This is a genomic window from Pseudomonas gingeri (assembly GCF_013386115.1).
In the GTDB taxonomy this organism is placed as follows: domain Bacteria; phylum Pseudomonadota; class Gammaproteobacteria; order Pseudomonadales; family Pseudomonadaceae; genus Aquipseudomonas; species Aquipseudomonas gingeri.
Genome location: NZ_JACAOR010000019.1, coordinates 202,418 through 216,927, shown reverse-complemented (window position 1 = coordinate 216,927; position 14,510 = coordinate 202,418). Strand labels below are relative to the sequence as shown.

The window sequence follows — 14,510 nt, the reverse complement described above, 5'->3', positions numbered from 1 at the left end:
TACACCGCATGAAGCGATTGGCCGGACTTTCCGCACTTGCCTTGATTATCTCCAGCACCAGCGGTTGTGGCTGGATCTGGGGCCCGGAAGGTTACTTCCGCGACCGCGGCAGCGATTACCTGGAGGCGCAACAGACGCCAGCCATGCAGTTGCCGCCGGATGTCACCACCAGCAAACGCCTTGACCCGCTGCTGCCGATTCCACGCAACGTCGCCACCGAAACCGTCAAGGGCGAGTACGAAGTCCCGCGTCCGCAGCCGTTGCAGGCCGCGGCCAGTGCCAGCGACTACACCTTGCAGAAAAGCGGCGACTCGAGCTGGATCATGGGCCAGCACGCCCCGGCCGAGGTCTGGCCGGTGGCCATGCAGTTCTTCCAGGACAACGGCTTCCGTATCGACTCCCAGCGTCCGCAGACCGGTGAATTCACCACGGCCTGGCAGCCTGCCAGCGAGCTCTCCGCGAACATGGCCAAGCGCCTGGGCACCGGCAACTCCGCCGATACCGAAGCGCGCGTGCGGGTTCGTATCGAGCCGGGCGTGCAGCGCAACAGCAGCGAAATCTACGTCGTCAGCGCCGAGCGTCCGGCTGGCAGCACCGCGAACGTCGACTTCACCGCGCGTTCGGTCAATATCGGTCGCGACTCGATCCTGATCGACGAAATGCTGTCCAGCATGAGCCGCAGCGCCGAGAAGGGCGGTTCGGTGTCCCTGCTGGCAGCCCGCGATTTCGACACCCCGAGCCGTGTCAGCCTGAGCCAGGACGGCAGCGGCAACCCGGTGCTCAACGTCGGCGAAGACCTCGACCGTGCCTGGTCGAGCGTCGGCCGCGCGCTGGAGCAGGGCGAATGGCGCGTTGAAGACATCAACCGCAGCCTGGGCCTGTACTACATCAACCTGGCGGAAAAAGCCGAGAAGAAAAACGAAGAGCCTGGCTTCTTCGGCAAACTCTTCGGCAGCAAGCCGGCCAAGGAAGAAATCGAAGCCCGTGCCGAGCGTTACCAGGTTCGCCTGAGCAAGGTCGGCGACAACGTGCAGGTGACTGTCGAGAAGGACATCAACACCGTGGCGCCGGCCGATGTCGCGCGCAAGGTGTTGGGCGTGATTCAAGACAACCTGGGCTGATTGCCATGCGTTTTGCCGTTCTCGGCAGTGGTAGCCAGGGGAACGGCACGCTGATAGCCAGTGGCGATACCTGCGTGCTGGTCGACTGCGGTTTCTCCCTGCGTGAAACCGAGCGGCGCCTGGCACGCCTGGACATGAGTCCGGCGCAACTGAGCGCGATCCTGGTGACCCACGAACATGCCGACCACGTGCATGGCGTGGGTTTGCTGTCTCGGCGCTACAATCTACCGGTGTATCTCAGTCGCGGGACCTTGCGCGGGATGCGCAAGCCCATCGAGCCCGCGGGTTTCGTGGCGGGCGGCGAGCGGTTGCAGGTCGGCGCGCTGGCCATCGATGTGGTTGCCGTGGCCCACGACGCCCTGGAGCCGACGCAGTATGTGTTCGATGACGGCCAGCGGCGTTTCGGCCTGCTGACCGACCTGGGATCGTATTGTGCAAGCGTCATGGACAGCTACAGTGGCCTCGATGCGTTGATGGTCGAGGCCAATCATTGCCGGGACCGCCTGGCGCGGGGGCATTACCCGACCTTCCTCAAGCAGCGGGTCGGTGGTGAACTGGGACATCTGAACAACCACCAGGCCGCAAGCCTGGTGGCCGAGTTGGGCTGGCAAGACCTGCAACACCTGGTGCTGGCCCACCTGAGCAGCAAGAACAACCTGCCGCAGCTGGCCCGGCAATGTTTTGTCGACACCCTCGGGTGCGACCCGGACTGGCTGCAACTGGCCGATCAAGATTCAGGGCTCGACTGGCGACATATCGCCTAGCCCAACAACTTAACAAGCGGAGCCCATCATGGAAAAACGTGAAGAACTCTACCGCGGCAAAGCCAAGTCGGTATACAAGACCGACGACGCCGACCGCTTGATCCTGCTGTTTCGCAACGACACCTCGGCGTTCGACGGCAAGCGCATCGAACAGCTCGACCGCAAGGGCATGGTGAACAACAAGTTCAACGCCTTCATCATGCAGAAACTCGAAGAAGCCGGCGTGCCGACCCAATTCGACAAGCTGCTGGGCGACAACGAGTGCCTGGTGAAGAAGCTCGACATGATCCCGGTGGAATGCGTGGTGCGTAACTACGCGGCCGGTAGCCTGGTCAAGCGCCTGGGTGTCGAGGAAGGTCTGAAGCTCAACCCTTACACCTTCGAGCTGTTCCTCAAGGACGACGCCAAGGGCGACCCGTTCATCAACGAATCCCACGTCGTGGCGTTCGGTTGGGGCACCGCCGAGCAACTGGTCCGCATGAAGGAACTGTCGCTCAAGGTCAACGAAGTGCTGAGCAAGCTGTTCGACGACGCCGGCCTGCTGCTGGTGGACTTCAAGCTGGAGTTCGGCGTATTCCACGGCCAGATCGTCCTGGGTGACGAGTTCAGCCCGGACGGTTGCCGCCTGTGGGACAAGGAAACCCGCAAGAAGATGGACAAGGACCGCTTCCGCCAGGGCCTCGGTGACGTCATCGAAGCCTACGAAGAAGTCGCCAATCGCCTGGGCGTACCGCTGTAATCGACGCAAGCATCTGATAGCACGTAATTTTTTTGCAATTGGGGCTTCGCTTCCGGCAAAAGTGTTGTTATGATGCGCGCCGTTGGAGAGATGCCAGAGTGGCCGAATGGGACGGATTCGAAATCCGTTGTACCTTCACCGGTACCTAGGGTTCGAATCCCTATCTCTCCGCCATTATTGAATACGACTAAGCCCCTGAGAACGTTAAAGTTTTCAGGGGCTTTTTCGTTTTCGGCGTTTTGTTCAGGGCATTTTCAGGGCATTTTCAGGGCGCCAAGGCGGCCCCGCAGACCTCCCGTGGTCCATCAGGGAGGGGGCTGTGCCAGTGCAACCGGTATGCCGGGGGAGCAGGTGAAATCGGTTGAAAACGTCGCTTGAATCCCAATTGTAAAAGGCTGATACCGTCCTTGCTTGAACGCATCAAGGGGGTGTACCTTCGGCCAATCAGGGGCTTGTATTGGTATGATTTTGCTTTAGAATTCCGCGCCCCAAAAAAACCAGAGGACAGGCATATGACTTCAGCAATCGCTGTCGCACAAGCTTTCCTTGACTTGGCAGCCAAGGAGAGGCGGTCTCTCACGAACATGCAACTGCAGAAACTCGTGTTCTTCTCGCACGGGATTCATCTCGCTGCATTTGGTGATTCGCTTATTGAGGAACCTGTGAAGGCATGGGATTTTGGCCCTGTCATTCCCGCTCTATATGAGAAGCTTCGCAGGTTTGGTCGGGGGGATGTTTCAAGAGACCTGGCACCGGAAACAAGAGGTACCCTTGATCCATCCGGTAAAGAGTTTCAGGCTATCCGCGCTGTCTGGAAAGCCTACGGGAATCGTGACGGCTGGTCCCTTTCCGAGATTTCCCATCAGGAGGGATCTCCTTGGGATGCGGTTTGGAATAAACGCCGTATGCACTACTGCGATATTCCAAACGACCTGATCCGTAGTTATTACTCTGACCGAGTGAAGCACACAGGGGCGTCACAGGTTGCCTGATCAGGACCCCTCTCCCTCGCCACAGGATGTATTGGCGGCAAGCCTCGAAGGTTTGCCGCCTCTCGACATTGAAGTCATTCCGGAGGACTTCACGCCCTCATCCAGGCTGACTTCTATCGTTCAAGAAGACCCAGCAGCCAGCCTTGACGATTACAAATTCAAGCGACTTCAAACAGAGATTGATGACTTATCACAACAATTGTCTGAACGGCGCGACCTCCATTCGATCCGTACCAAGCATGCATGGCTTTTGTTTGGGTTGACTGTTGGATGGGTGGGGGTGATTTGGTTGGTGGTTCTTTTGCAAGGATTTGGGCAATGGTTTTTACCTTTTCCGGCTCCGGGACCTGACGAGAAGTATCTCCGGTTCGCTCTGTCCAATACGGTGATAGTCGCGTTCATGACGTCAACTACAGCCACTGTTCTTGGCTTATATGGTATTGCTGCCTACTGGCTTTACGGGAAAAAGCCACCGTTGAAGTCCGATAAGAGCGACAGGCAGAAGAGGGATGATGCAAAAGATTGACCAGGCAGCTCAGCAAGTACGGTCTTGTCCTGCCAAAACCCGCCAGACCAAGACCGCTTTCCAAAAGCACAGGGTTCAGGCCTTCAGATAGCCTTGAATCCGTCGCAGAAACCCTGCTTCGAAGGCCTCTCGGCACTGTTTCTTCAGATAAAGTCGGCGACGTTGAGCCAGTTCGGTCCACAGCGGCGATGTGCCGTGCCCGTTCAGCCATCGCTCGGCCTCGCGGGCACCATCGGCGAGCTCCCGGGCGAAGTGGGTGTCCCAGGGCGTCGGGCCTTCGTTGGCATCGTTGGCGGCGCGGCGTGTCGCCGGAATCGTGATGGGGCGGGGCGGTGGCGAGTCGAACCGCTGGAAGGCCAGGGTGTAGAGCGCGATGGCGTCGGCGATCAGGCGATGGGCCAGGCGCTCCTGTTCCGGGTCACGAAAGGCCACGCAACGGGCACCGTCCAGGCAGAATCTGGCCGCGACACGGAAATGAGCGGCTGCCTCGCTGGGATGCAGGGAGGCCAACCGGATCAGGTCGGGCGGTGGCAGACGGGACAGTAGCGAGCGATCAATCATGGAGGGGACCTCCGTGATCGCGGTGCGGCAAGGCTGGACGTAGCGGGCGGTGCCCGTGCGTAAAAGGGGGGTAAGCCATTCTCCTTGTCTCCTCGGACGATTGAGGAACTGACTCCCACCGTTGTCACGCGGAGTAGGGAGGCAGACCGTGCGAGGGTGACAAACCGGCGTCCGAGGGAACCGGCCAGGCCGAAGCCTGCCCCACACGGTCCGCCATAGGTGTACTAACCGAGCGCAATAATGCGGCAGCCAAACAGCCATGACGCGATACCGCGCCTCGAACACTTTCAGGTTGTCACACCCGGCCACAGGATTGACTGTGGCGGGACTAGGCTAGTGGCGGCGCTGCCAATCTAATAGTCAGGCATGGACTAGGCAATAGAGGCCTGGGTCTTATTATCTTGTAGGCTTTTTCCTGCCAGATAGTTTCAGACAGCGCCTGAACGCTACCGGTCAGCCGGGTTGGGCCACCAGGCTATTGCTGACGTTGCGCCCCAGCACCAGCACCGTGGCAAAGCCGCAGCCCACCAGGGCCGTGGCCAGGCTCAGCAGCACCGAGCTGCCCAACTGGTCGACGATTCGGCCGCCGAAGAACGAGCCCAGCGCGATAATCACTTGGAACAGAGCGACGAACAGTGGCATGCCACGTTCGACATCCTTGGGCGCCACGACAAACATCCAGATACTGGCGCAAGCCGGGAATGCGCCGAAGGCGAAGCCCCAGAGCGCAATCAGCATCACCGCGCCGGTCATGCCGGTGGCGAAGTAGGGGAACAGGGCGGTGCTGGTGCCGATCATCAGCGCGACCAGCAACAAGGTGTAGCGTACGCTGCGGTTGGCGGCGAAACCGGCAAAAATATTCCCCAATACCCCGGCCACGCCAAAGAGCAGCAGCAGTGAGCCAATAGTCGGTCCGTCGAAGCCGGAACTATTTTTGAAAAACGGTGCGACATAGGTGTAGGCGGCAAAGTGCGCCAGACCGATGAGCAATACCGCGATCAAGCCGATCCGGGCGCGTGGATTGATAAACAAGGCGGGCAGGTCTCTGACGAGAATGGCCTTTTCCGGGTTGAGCCGCGGTAGCAGGAAGACCTGTGCCAGGAGCACCGGTACACCCATCAGCGCGGTGATCAGGAAGGTCATGCGCCAGCCCATCAGGCCACTGAGCCAGGTGCCCGCGGGCACGCCCAGCACGGTGGCCAGGGTCACGCCGACCATGATGATCGAGGTGGCCTGGGCCACGCCCACTCCTCTGGGGGCCAGTCGGCCGCTGAGGGCGATGGCGGTGGCCCAGAAGCCACCGATACTGATGCCCAGCAATACGCGACCGAACAGCAGCAGGCTGAAATCGCTGGCGAAGGCCACGACCGAGTTGGCGACGATCATGATCAGCGTCAGGCCGATCAGCAGGTAGCGACGGTCCATGGCGCCAATGCCGATGGACAGCAGGGGAGCGGCGAGGGCGGCCATGATGCCGGGCAGGGTGACCATCAGGCCGGCGTGGCCGGCACTGATACCGAGGTCGGTGGCGACGTCGTTGAGCACGCCCACCGGGAGAAATTCACTGGTAACCAGGGCGAAGGCTCCCACGGCGACCGAAAGAATCGCCAGCCACTGCTGTTTGACGCTTTGCTGATTATGTTCGGGTAGGCCGCGAGGGGCCTGGCTGACGCTTGGCATGGTGTGGTGTTCCAGGGTGCATGTCGCCTGAAGCCAGGCGAAGGGGGAGAGTTTGGCGGCGATTATATGAATGGGTTTCGACAATCAGGCAGGCGGTCGTTTCGATAGTCATCATCAGCGCAATCAATGCAACGCTTCAGGCCGCAATGGGTTGCTCCGAGTCCGGGGGCTTCGGCCAAAAGGTCTTGAGTTGACTGATCGTGTAGACGTCGATGGCGACGCCTTTCTACACTGATAGCGTTTTTGGGGAGCGGGGGCAACGGATGAATCGTAACGAATTGCGCAAGGCCGACATCAACCTGATGGTGGTCTTCGAAACACTGATGCTCGAACGCAATGTGACGCGGGTGGCGGAGAAGCTGTTTCTCGGCCAGCCGACCATCAGCTCGGCGCTCAATCGCCTGCGGGCGATGTTCAACGACCCGCTGTTTATCCGGGTCGGGCACCGCATGGAACCGACCGCGCGGGCCGAGGAAATCATCCAGCACCTGTCCCCGGCACTGGACTCGCTGTCCAACGCCCTGAGCCTGACCCACGATTTCGATCCGACCAGCAGCACCATGACCTTTCGCATCGGGCTGTCGGACGATGTCGAGTTCGGCCTGTTGCCGAACCTGCTGCGGGCCCTGCGCCAGGAGGCGCCGAACGTGATGATCGTGGTCCAGCACGTCGACTACTGGCGTATCCCGGACCTGCTCGCCTCGGGCGATATCACCGTCGGTATCAGCCAGACCCGCGGCCTGCCGGCCAATGCCAAGCGCAAGCTGCTGCGGCATATCCAGCCGATGATCCTGCGTGCCGACGCCTCGTCGAGCCCGATGACCCTGGATGAATACTGTGCCCGCCCGCATGTGCTGGTTTCCCATACCGCCAATGTCAGCAGCCTGGCCGACGAGTGGCTGGCGGAGATCGGGCGCAAGCGTCATGTGGTGCTGTCGGTGCCGCAATACAGCGCCTTGCCGGCCCTGCTGGCGGGAACCGACCTGATCGCCGGCCTGCCGGACTACACCGCCCTGGCGATGGCAGCGTCGGGCGCCTTGTTCGCCGAGCCGTTGCCCTTCAAGGCGCCGACCCTGGACCTGTCGATGGTCTGGCTCGGCATCGTCGACACCGATCCGGCCGAGCGCTGGCTGCGTTCGCGGCTGGAGAAATTCATGAGTGACCGGCTGCCCCTCCAGGCCCCCTGAGCGTGGCGCCAGAGTTTCATGGTCTTTGTCGAAAGCTGCGTGTTATACCTATGGGCATCTTTCCCCCGACGTTTCGGAGCCCGTCCATGCCTCACGTTTTTCTGGAGTACACACCAAACCTGAGCGACTTCGACGCCGACAAGGCGTTGTTGCGCATCAACCATGCCCTGGTGGCGTCCGGGCAGTTCGCCGCCGAATCCGATATCAAGAGTCGGGCCACGCGGTTGACCACCTTTCGCGTGGGCACCGGCCTGGGCGAGCGGGGCTTCGTGCATGTGAAGCTGGAGCTGTTCGGCGGGCGTTCGGTAGAGGTGAAGAAGCAACTGTCGGAGAGCATCCTGAGCAGCCTGAAGGACCTGGATGGCTGGCCGTCGACGGTGGAAGTGCACCTGTCGGTGGATGTGGTCGACATGGTGCGCGAGACCTACCTCCAGACGATTCTCTGAAGCGCATATGACAACGCCCTCCCGGGTCGTCCGGGAGGGCGTTGGCGTTTTTTCAGAACGGTTTGGTCGGCAGGTATTTGCCGTCGAGGGTGATCACCGCGCGGGAGCCGCCTTCCGGGTCCTCGACCTTCTTGATATCCAGCTTGAAGTTGATGGCGCTGATGATGCCGTCGCCGAACTGTTCGTGCACCAGGGCTTTCAGGGTGGTGCCGTAGACCTGGATCATTTCGTAGAAACGGTAGATCGTCGGGTCGGTCGGGATACCGGCCGGGATGCTGCCACGCAACGGCACGCTTTGCAGCAGCCGGCTGGCATCCTGGTCGAGGCCGAGCTTGGCGCAGACCACCTCGGCGGCCTCGGCCGGCAGCGGATGCTGACCGAGCAGGGCGGCGGTGACAAAGGCCAGGCTCAGGCCGGTGCCGTCGGTCAGGTCCTGCCAGGACAGGTTCAGGCGCTGCTTGGCGTCGATGATGGTGTCGGCCAGGGCCAGGCGTGGGGTCTGTGCGAATTGGGACTGCAGCATGGTGATTTCCTCTTTTACGGGATGAGTTGGCGAGTCAGGCAACGTGTTGTGGTTGAGTCGACAGCGCGCAGGCTTGTGGGTGTTCGGCAAGGGAGACAAAGCGCCCGGTGCGGCCGTCGAGGGTGGCAATCGAGCCGCTTTCGATGTCGTAGACCCAGCCATGCAGGTTCAGTCGGCCTTGTTCCAGCGCCAAGGCGACCGAAGGATGGGTCTTCAGGTTGGCGAGTTGGGCGACCACGTTTTCCCTGACCAGAGCGTCGAGGCGTGCTTCGGGCGAGGCATGGACGCGGGCGGCATTGATGACCTTGGCCGACTCGGCATGGCGCAGCCAGTTGGCGACGGCCGGCAGGTGGTCAAGGCATTTGCAGGTGGAGATGGCGGTCATCGCGCCGCAGTCGGAATGGCCGCAGATAACGATATCGCGCACCCCCAGCACGGCGACTGCATACTCGACGGTGGCCGATACGCCACCGGGTTCCGGCCCGTAGGACGGCACGATATTGCCGGCATTGCGAATCACGAACAGATCGCCGGGCTCTTGCTGGGTCAGCAGTTCCGGGACCACCCGGCTGTCCGAGCAGGTGACGAACAGCACATCGGGGTTCTGGGTCGTGGCCAGTTGCTTGAACAGTGCGCTGCGCCCCGGAAAGGCTTCGCGCTGGAACTTCAGGACGCCGTCGATAATGGCTTGCATGGGCTTTCTCCTTGCGTGGCTGATGGGGCAAGGATGGAAGTTTTCAGTCATAGCGTCCAAGACCGGCTTATTATGGTTTCCATAAGTCAGGCCTATAGTTGGATGTCCGATGCTCCTACGTCATGTGCGTTATCTGCTGGCGGTTGCCGAACACGCTAATTTCACCCGCGCCGCCGAGGCGCTGCATGTTTCCCAGCCGACGCTTTCGCAACAGATCAAACAGCTGGAAGAATCCCTGGGCGCGCCGTTGTTCGATCGCTCCGGACGCACCGTGCGCCTGACGGATGCCGGTGCGGCCTATGTGCGATTTGCGCGACTGGCCTTGCAGGACCTGGAGGCGGGTAAGCGGGCGATGCATGATGTCCAGGACCTCAGCCGGGGAACCCTGCGCCTGGCGATGACCCCAACCTTCACCGCCTACCTCGTCGGACCGCTGCTCGAACAGTTCAACCGCTGCTATCCGGGCATCACCCTCAGCGTCGAGGAACTGACCCAGGATCGTCTCGAAGCTGCCCTGGCCGAGGATCTGCTGGACATCGGCATTGCCTTTGCCGGCACGCACCTGGCGGATATCGACAGCCAGGTGCTCTTCACCGAAACCCTGAGCCTGGTGGTCGGCGCGGCTCACCCGCAGGTCGGACGCATTGCTCCCTTCAGTCTCCAGGACCTTGAGCGCCAGCCCCTGGTCCTGCTCAGCAGGGATTTCGCCACCCGCCAGCACATCGATCTGTATTGCCGCCAGCAAGGCATCGGTGCCCAGGTCGCGATCGAGGCCAATTCCATCAGTGCGATCGTCGAGATCGTCCGGCGCGGGCAACTGGCGACGATCCTGCCGAGTGCGATTGCCCGCGAGCAGCCGGGCCTGGCGGCCTTGCCCCTGCAACCGTCGTTGCCCACCCGCAGCGTGGCCTTGCTGAGGCGCCAGGGCGCCTATCGCAGCGCCGCCTCCCAGGCGTTTGTGCAGACCATGCTGGCGTGGGGGAATGTTTAGTCGCCGTGCAACCAAGCTTTGTAAAAGCTGGATTTAACGACTTATTGCATCGTGTGAATCTGCGGGTCTTTGTCTATTGCGGCAGCTCTATGGACGGTTGGATCAACGGCAACAAGCATGAAGCTTCGACGGGCGCCCAGGCGCCGGGCGTCGTTTCGTCTCGCCCGTCGATCACCGTTCCCAGTCTGGTCGCCCTCCCTTCCGAACTGGCCTTCTGGGCGTTGTGGCATTGTCGTCATGCGCGCCCGCCGGATCCGCGTCATTCCCGTTGAGTCATTTCACTGATCGCAGGCGGCCCGTGCCGGTCGCCTGGTTCGAACCGGTGGGCGCCCGAGCGCCCGCCTGACGCGGAATACGAGAAGCCCATGAGTGTCGCCTGCCAGTCCTTTGCTGCCCCGGAAGAAGCCCGGTCGTTCCTTGAACAGAACCCCGATATCGAGATGTTCGAGTTGTTCATCGTCGATAACAACGGTGTGCCCCGTGGCAAGTTGTTGCACCGCGATGAATTGCTGGCGGTGTACGCCAGTGGTCGCCCGCTGCCGAGCACCATTCTCGGCCTGACCCTCAATGGCGACGATGTGGAAAACTCCGGGCTGGTCTGGGAGGTGGGCGATATCGATTGTCGTGCCTACCCGATCAGCGGCAGCCTGCAACGCATGCCCTGGCGCCTGATCCCGACGGCGGCGGTGCAGGTCAGCATGCACCCCACCGAGGGCTTGCCGGCCACCGTGGCCGATCCCCGGCAGTTGCTGGCGCGGGTGATCGGGCAGTTGCAGGCCGACGGTTATTATCCGGTGATGGCGGCGGAGCTGGAGTTCTACCTGCTGGACCAGCAACGCGACAGCAATGGTCGCCCGCAGCCTGCCCGCGATGCCGATGGCGGACGTCCGCGTTCCACCCAGGTCTACGGCCTGCGCGAGCTGGAGCAGATCGAACCGTTTCTCGCCGACCTCTACAACGCCTGCAAGCTGCAGGGCATTCCCGCCCGCACGGCCATTTCCGAATACGCCCCCGGCCAGGTGGAAATCACCCTGGAGCATCGTGGCGATGCCTTGCAGGCCATGGACGAAGCCGTGCGCTACAAGCGGTTGGTCAAGGGCGTGGCGCACAAGCATGGAATGATCGCCTGCTTCATGGCCAAGCCTTTCGATGACCTGGCCGGCACCGGCATGCATATGCATGTGAGCCTGGCCGACAAGGATGGCCACAACCTGTTCGCCAGCGAAGCCGTCGACGGTACGCCGCTGTTGCGGCAGGCGGTGGGTGGCATGCTCGCGACGCTGCTCGATTCGTTGCTGCTGTTCTGCCCCAATGCCAATTCCTATCGGCGTTTCCAGAGCAACAGTTATGCACCGCTGGCGGCGACCTGGGGTGTCGACAATCGCACGGTGAGCCTGCGGGTGCCCGGCGGACCGGCTGATTCGCGGCACATCGAGCACCGGATCTGCGGTGCCGATGCCAATCCCTACCTGGCCGCCGCCGCGATCCTGGCGGGAATTCATCACGGTATCCGCCAGCAACTGGACCCGGGAGCGCCCATCGAAGGCAACGGTTATGCACAGGCCGGCGAGCGTCTGCCCACCGACTGGCTGACCACCCTGCTCGCGCTGGAAAGCTCCAGCTGGGCCCGCGAAACGTTCGGCGGCGAGTTCCTCGGTGTCTATCTGGCGGTCAAGCGCGCCGAGTACCGGCAGTTCATGGGCGAGGTCGGCGAGCAGGACTGGCGCTGGTACCTGCATCAGGCGTGAGTCCCCGGTAACAAGGCAATTGGGGGCCGGAAGTGCCTTCTTGAGCGGCAGCGGCATTTTTTTCACGAAATATTGATGCACGCCTGACTAAGGTTCGAGTGCAGTCGGGAGATGCATCGTGTTTCCCGGCTGCTCCCCCGGTCGGCCTGGTGGTCCAGGTAGAACCGGCACCGGCCAATGCACCAGAGTTCGTCAGACATGTCAGCGCAGCCACCCTCACTCGTCGAGCTTGAATTCGCCCGCCAGCATGCGCGCGAACATGCACGGGTGTGCCGCGAGGTGGCTCCCGGCGGCCTGCTGCGCCGCCTGGGGCACTGGCGCGAGAAGCAACTGATGCGCCATGCGCTGAAGGTCGCCGGCGAACCGGGCCTGGTCCTGGATCTGCCCTGTGGCGTGGGGCGGTTCTGGCCGGTCCTGGCGGAGCGGGGCAATCGTGTGGTGCTGGCGGCCGATTCGTCCCAGGACATGCTCGATCATTGCGCGGTCCATCATTCTCTCGAATTGCTCAAGCGGGTCCGGACCTTCCAGAGCTCGGCGTTCGCCATCGGCTTGCCGGAAAACGCGGTGGATTGCATCTTCTGCGTGCAGTTGTTCGCCTATGTCGCCGATAAGGCGCAGCGCCTGGCGATGCTCCGGGAGTTTCACCGGGTCAGCCGCGACACAGTCATTGTCTCGCTGTGGGTGGACGGCAATGTCATGGCCTGGCGGCGCCGGCGCCTGGCGGTTCGCTCGGGCCTGGACAGTCAGCGCGTGGTCCTGGGCAAGGCGCTGATCGAAGCCGAATTCCAGGAGGCCGGCTTCGAGATCGTCGGTCATCGGGATTTCCTGCCGGGCTATGCCATGCGTCGGGTCTATGTCCTGCGCAAGGACAGTTGATATCTCCTTGGCCGGGCTGAACCTTATGAGTAGGACTATTCTTTTTTCGCAGCGAGCCTTTTCACTCATGCTGTTGCAGAGTGAATGCTCGGAAATCGCCTGTGGCGATATATACTGCGCGCCATTCTTCAAGGGAGAGCCGTGTGGCCATCGATATTCACTGGATTCGCGACAACGATAGCCTCGGTCAGCATTGCACTGAATGGCAACAATTACCCTTCGTTGCCCTCGACACCGAATTCATGCGGGTCGACACCTTCTATCCCATCGCGGGGCTGATCCAGATCGGTGACGGCGTGCGCGCCTACCTGATCGACCCCTTGACCATCGACAACTGGCAACCCCTGGCCGCCTTGCTGGAGAACCCGGCGGTGGTCAAGGTGGTGCATGCCTGCAGTGAAGACCTCGAAGTCCTGTTGCGCCTGACCGGCAGCCTGCCTGCGCCGCTGTTCGACACCCAACTGGCCGCCGCGTACCTGAACCTGGGGTTCTCCATGGGGTATTCGCGCCTGGTCCAGGAAGTGCTCGGTATCGAACTGCCCAAGGGCGAGACCCGCTCGGACTGGCTGCAACGCCCGCTGTCGGAAACCCAGATCAGCTATGCCGCCGAGGATGCGCTGCACCTGGCCGAGGTCTACACCCGCCTGCGCCCGCAACTGTCGGACGACAAGTACGCCTGGGTCCTGGAGGACGGCGCCGAACTGGTTGCCAACCTGCGCCGCGAGGTCGACCCCTACGAGGTCTATCGCGAGGCCAAGCTGGCCTGGAAGCTGTCCAGGGCACAACTGGCGGTGCTGCGTGAACTCTGCGCCTGGCGCGAGCGCGAGGCCCGGGCCCGTGACCTGCCGCGCAACCGGATTGTCCGCGAGCATTCCCTGTGGCCACTGGCCAAGAGCCAGCCGGATAACCTGGTGACCCTCGCCCGCATCGAGGACATGCATCCGCGTACCGTGCGCCAGGACGGCGAATTCCTTCTCGAACTGATCAAGCAGGCCGGCAACGTGCCGATGGACCAGTGGCCGCCGGCGGTGCCCGAGCCGCTGCCGATCGAAGCCGGGGCGCTGGTCAAGCGCCTGCGGGCGGTCGGCCAGGCCGAAGCCGAGCGTCTGAACATCGCGCCGGAACTGATGCTGCGCAAGAAAACCCTGGAAGCGCTGATCAAGAGCGGATTTCCTGACGGACCTTATCAATTGCCCGATTCGCTGCGTGGCTGGCGCCGCGAATTGATGGGCCAGGCCTTGCTCGATAGCCTGGCGACTGCCGGAGAACAGCCTTGAAACGTATTTGCTCCATCTACCGAAGCCCGCGCAAGAACGAGATGTACCTCTATGTCCTCAAGAGCGACGCTCTGGAGCGCGTGCCGGAAAACCTGCTGCTGGCGTTCGGCAAACCGCAGCATGCCTTCGACCTGGTGCTGACCCCGGAGCGCAAGCTGTCACGCGAAGATATCCACAAGGTGCTCGAAAACCTCGAGACCCAGGGCTATCACCTGCAGATGCCGCCGGCGGAAGACGAGTACATCGAACACTTGCCCGAAGAGCTGTTGCGGCGCAATGATCCGGTCTGACGGATATCTCTGAATGCCCTGTCCAGGGCATTCGACTCGAATGGAATGTATTTTCTGGCGGTGGCCGAGCACGATGGAGAGCGCTTCGTCGGCGG

Annotated in this window: 16 protein-coding genes and 1 tRNA gene; 13 read left to right on the top strand and 4 right to left on the bottom strand. The window is 61.9% G+C overall.

The features are described 5' to 3' along the window. The first annotated feature begins 8 nt into the window (after positions 1-8). From bamC to HX881_RS32340, 6 genes are all read left to right on the top strand, one after another. On the top strand, positions 9-1,121 hold the full coding sequence (gene bamC, locus HX881_RS32365; protein ID WP_017124581.1) for an outer membrane protein assembly factor BamC: 1,113 nt from the start codon (positions 9-11) through the stop codon (positions 1,119-1,121). A gap of 5 nt (positions 1,122-1,126) precedes the next feature. Further along, a complete protein-coding gene (locus tag HX881_RS32360) occupies positions 1,127-1,885 on the top strand; it encodes an MBL fold metallo-hydrolase (protein WP_177088626.1) in 759 nt (252 codons plus the stop codon). A 28-nt stretch (positions 1,886-1,913) separates the two neighbouring features. Further along, positions 1,914-2,624: a phosphoribosylaminoimidazolesuccinocarboxamide synthase gene (gene purC / locus HX881_RS32355; RefSeq protein ID WP_017124579.1), complete on the top strand. Its 711-nt coding sequence runs from the start codon at positions 1,914-1,916 to the stop codon at positions 2,622-2,624. An 84-nt stretch (positions 2,625-2,708) separates the two neighbouring features. Next, a tRNA-Ser gene (locus HX881_RS32350) sits at positions 2,709-2,798 on the top strand. Positions 2,799-3,136: 338 nt separating this feature from the next. Further along, the gene (locus HX881_RS32345; RefSeq protein WP_017124578.1) at positions 3,137-3,616 is read left to right on the top strand and encodes a Panacea domain-containing protein; all 480 of its coding nucleotides are present in this window, start codon (positions 3,137-3,139) and stop codon (positions 3,614-3,616) included. Further along, a complete protein-coding gene (locus HX881_RS32340; RefSeq protein ID WP_146049258.1) occupies positions 3,609-4,142 on the top strand; it encodes an ABC transporter permease subunit in 534 nt (177 codons plus the stop codon). Before HX881_RS32345 ends, HX881_RS32340 begins: the two co-directional genes overlap by 8 nt. A gap of 75 nt (positions 4,143-4,217) precedes the next feature. Here HX881_RS32340 and HX881_RS32335 read toward each other — a convergent pair whose 3' ends face one another. Together HX881_RS32335 and HX881_RS32330 are read right to left on the bottom strand one after the other, a co-directional pair. Beyond that, a complete protein-coding gene (locus HX881_RS32335) occupies positions 4,218-4,703 on the bottom strand; it encodes a LasR-specific antiactivator QslA (protein WP_177088625.1) in 486 nt (161 codons plus the stop codon). Positions 4,704-5,156: 453 nt separating this feature from the next. Then, complete coding sequence (locus HX881_RS32330; protein ID WP_017124575.1) at positions 5,157-6,383, bottom strand: MFS transporter; 1,227 nt, start codon at positions 6,381-6,383, stop codon at positions 5,157-5,159. A gap of 263 nt (positions 6,384-6,646) precedes the next feature. Here HX881_RS32330 and HX881_RS32325 point away from each other — a divergent pair, with 263 nt between their 5' ends. Together HX881_RS32325 and HX881_RS32320 are read left to right on the top strand one after the other, a co-directional pair. After that, positions 6,647-7,570 (top strand): LysR family transcriptional regulator, encoded by a 924-nt coding sequence (locus HX881_RS32325; RefSeq protein WP_017124574.1) that lies wholly within the window; start codon positions 6,647-6,649, stop codon positions 7,568-7,570. An 86-nt stretch (positions 7,571-7,656) separates the two neighbouring features. Further along, positions 7,657-8,016: a 5-carboxymethyl-2-hydroxymuconate Delta-isomerase gene (locus HX881_RS32320; RefSeq protein WP_177088623.1), complete on the top strand. Its 360-nt coding sequence runs from the start codon at positions 7,657-7,659 to the stop codon at positions 8,014-8,016. A gap of 52 nt (positions 8,017-8,068) precedes the next feature. Here the strand turns inward: HX881_RS32320 and cynS are convergent, their stop codons facing one another. Both cynS and HX881_RS32310 read right to left on the bottom strand, forming a co-directional pair. Continuing rightward, positions 8,069-8,539, bottom strand: coding sequence for a cyanase (gene cynS / locus HX881_RS32315; protein WP_017124572.1), 471 nt, complete (start codon positions 8,537-8,539; stop codon positions 8,069-8,071). Between the two features lie 34 nt (positions 8,540-8,573). After that, positions 8,574-9,233 carry a carbonic anhydrase gene (locus tag HX881_RS32310; protein ID WP_017124571.1) on the bottom strand — a complete coding sequence of 220 codons (660 nt, stop codon included), beginning with the start codon at positions 9,231-9,233 and terminating at the stop codon, positions 8,574-8,576. A gap of 109 nt (positions 9,234-9,342) precedes the next feature. Here HX881_RS32310 and cynR point away from each other — a divergent pair, with 109 nt between their 5' ends. The 5 genes from cynR (at position 9,343) to HX881_RS32285 (ending at position 14,415) form a co-directional block, all read left to right on the top strand. Then, positions 9,343-10,224: a transcriptional regulator CynR gene (gene cynR, locus HX881_RS32305; RefSeq protein ID WP_017124570.1), complete on the top strand. Its 882-nt coding sequence runs from the start codon at positions 9,343-9,345 to the stop codon at positions 10,222-10,224. 365 nt (positions 10,225-10,589) lie between these two features. Then, entirely contained in the window at positions 10,590-11,972 is a 1,383-nt protein-coding gene (locus tag HX881_RS32300) for a glutamine synthetase family protein (RefSeq protein WP_017124569.1), read from the top strand. Positions 11,973-12,170: 198 nt separating this feature from the next. Continuing rightward, positions 12,171-12,848 carry a class I SAM-dependent methyltransferase gene (locus HX881_RS32295; protein WP_017124568.1) on the top strand — a complete coding sequence of 226 codons (678 nt, stop codon included), beginning with the start codon at positions 12,171-12,173 and terminating at the stop codon, positions 12,846-12,848. A gap of 143 nt (positions 12,849-12,991) precedes the next feature. After that, a complete protein-coding gene (gene rnd, locus HX881_RS32290; protein WP_177088621.1) occupies positions 12,992-14,125 on the top strand; it encodes a ribonuclease D in 1,134 nt (377 codons plus the stop codon). After that, positions 14,122-14,415, top strand: coding sequence for a YcgL domain-containing protein (locus HX881_RS32285; RefSeq protein WP_042934650.1), 294 nt, complete (start codon positions 14,122-14,124; stop codon positions 14,413-14,415). The genes rnd and HX881_RS32285 overlap by 4 nt, the downstream gene beginning before the upstream one ends. Positions 14,416-14,510 lie beyond the last annotated feature (95 nt).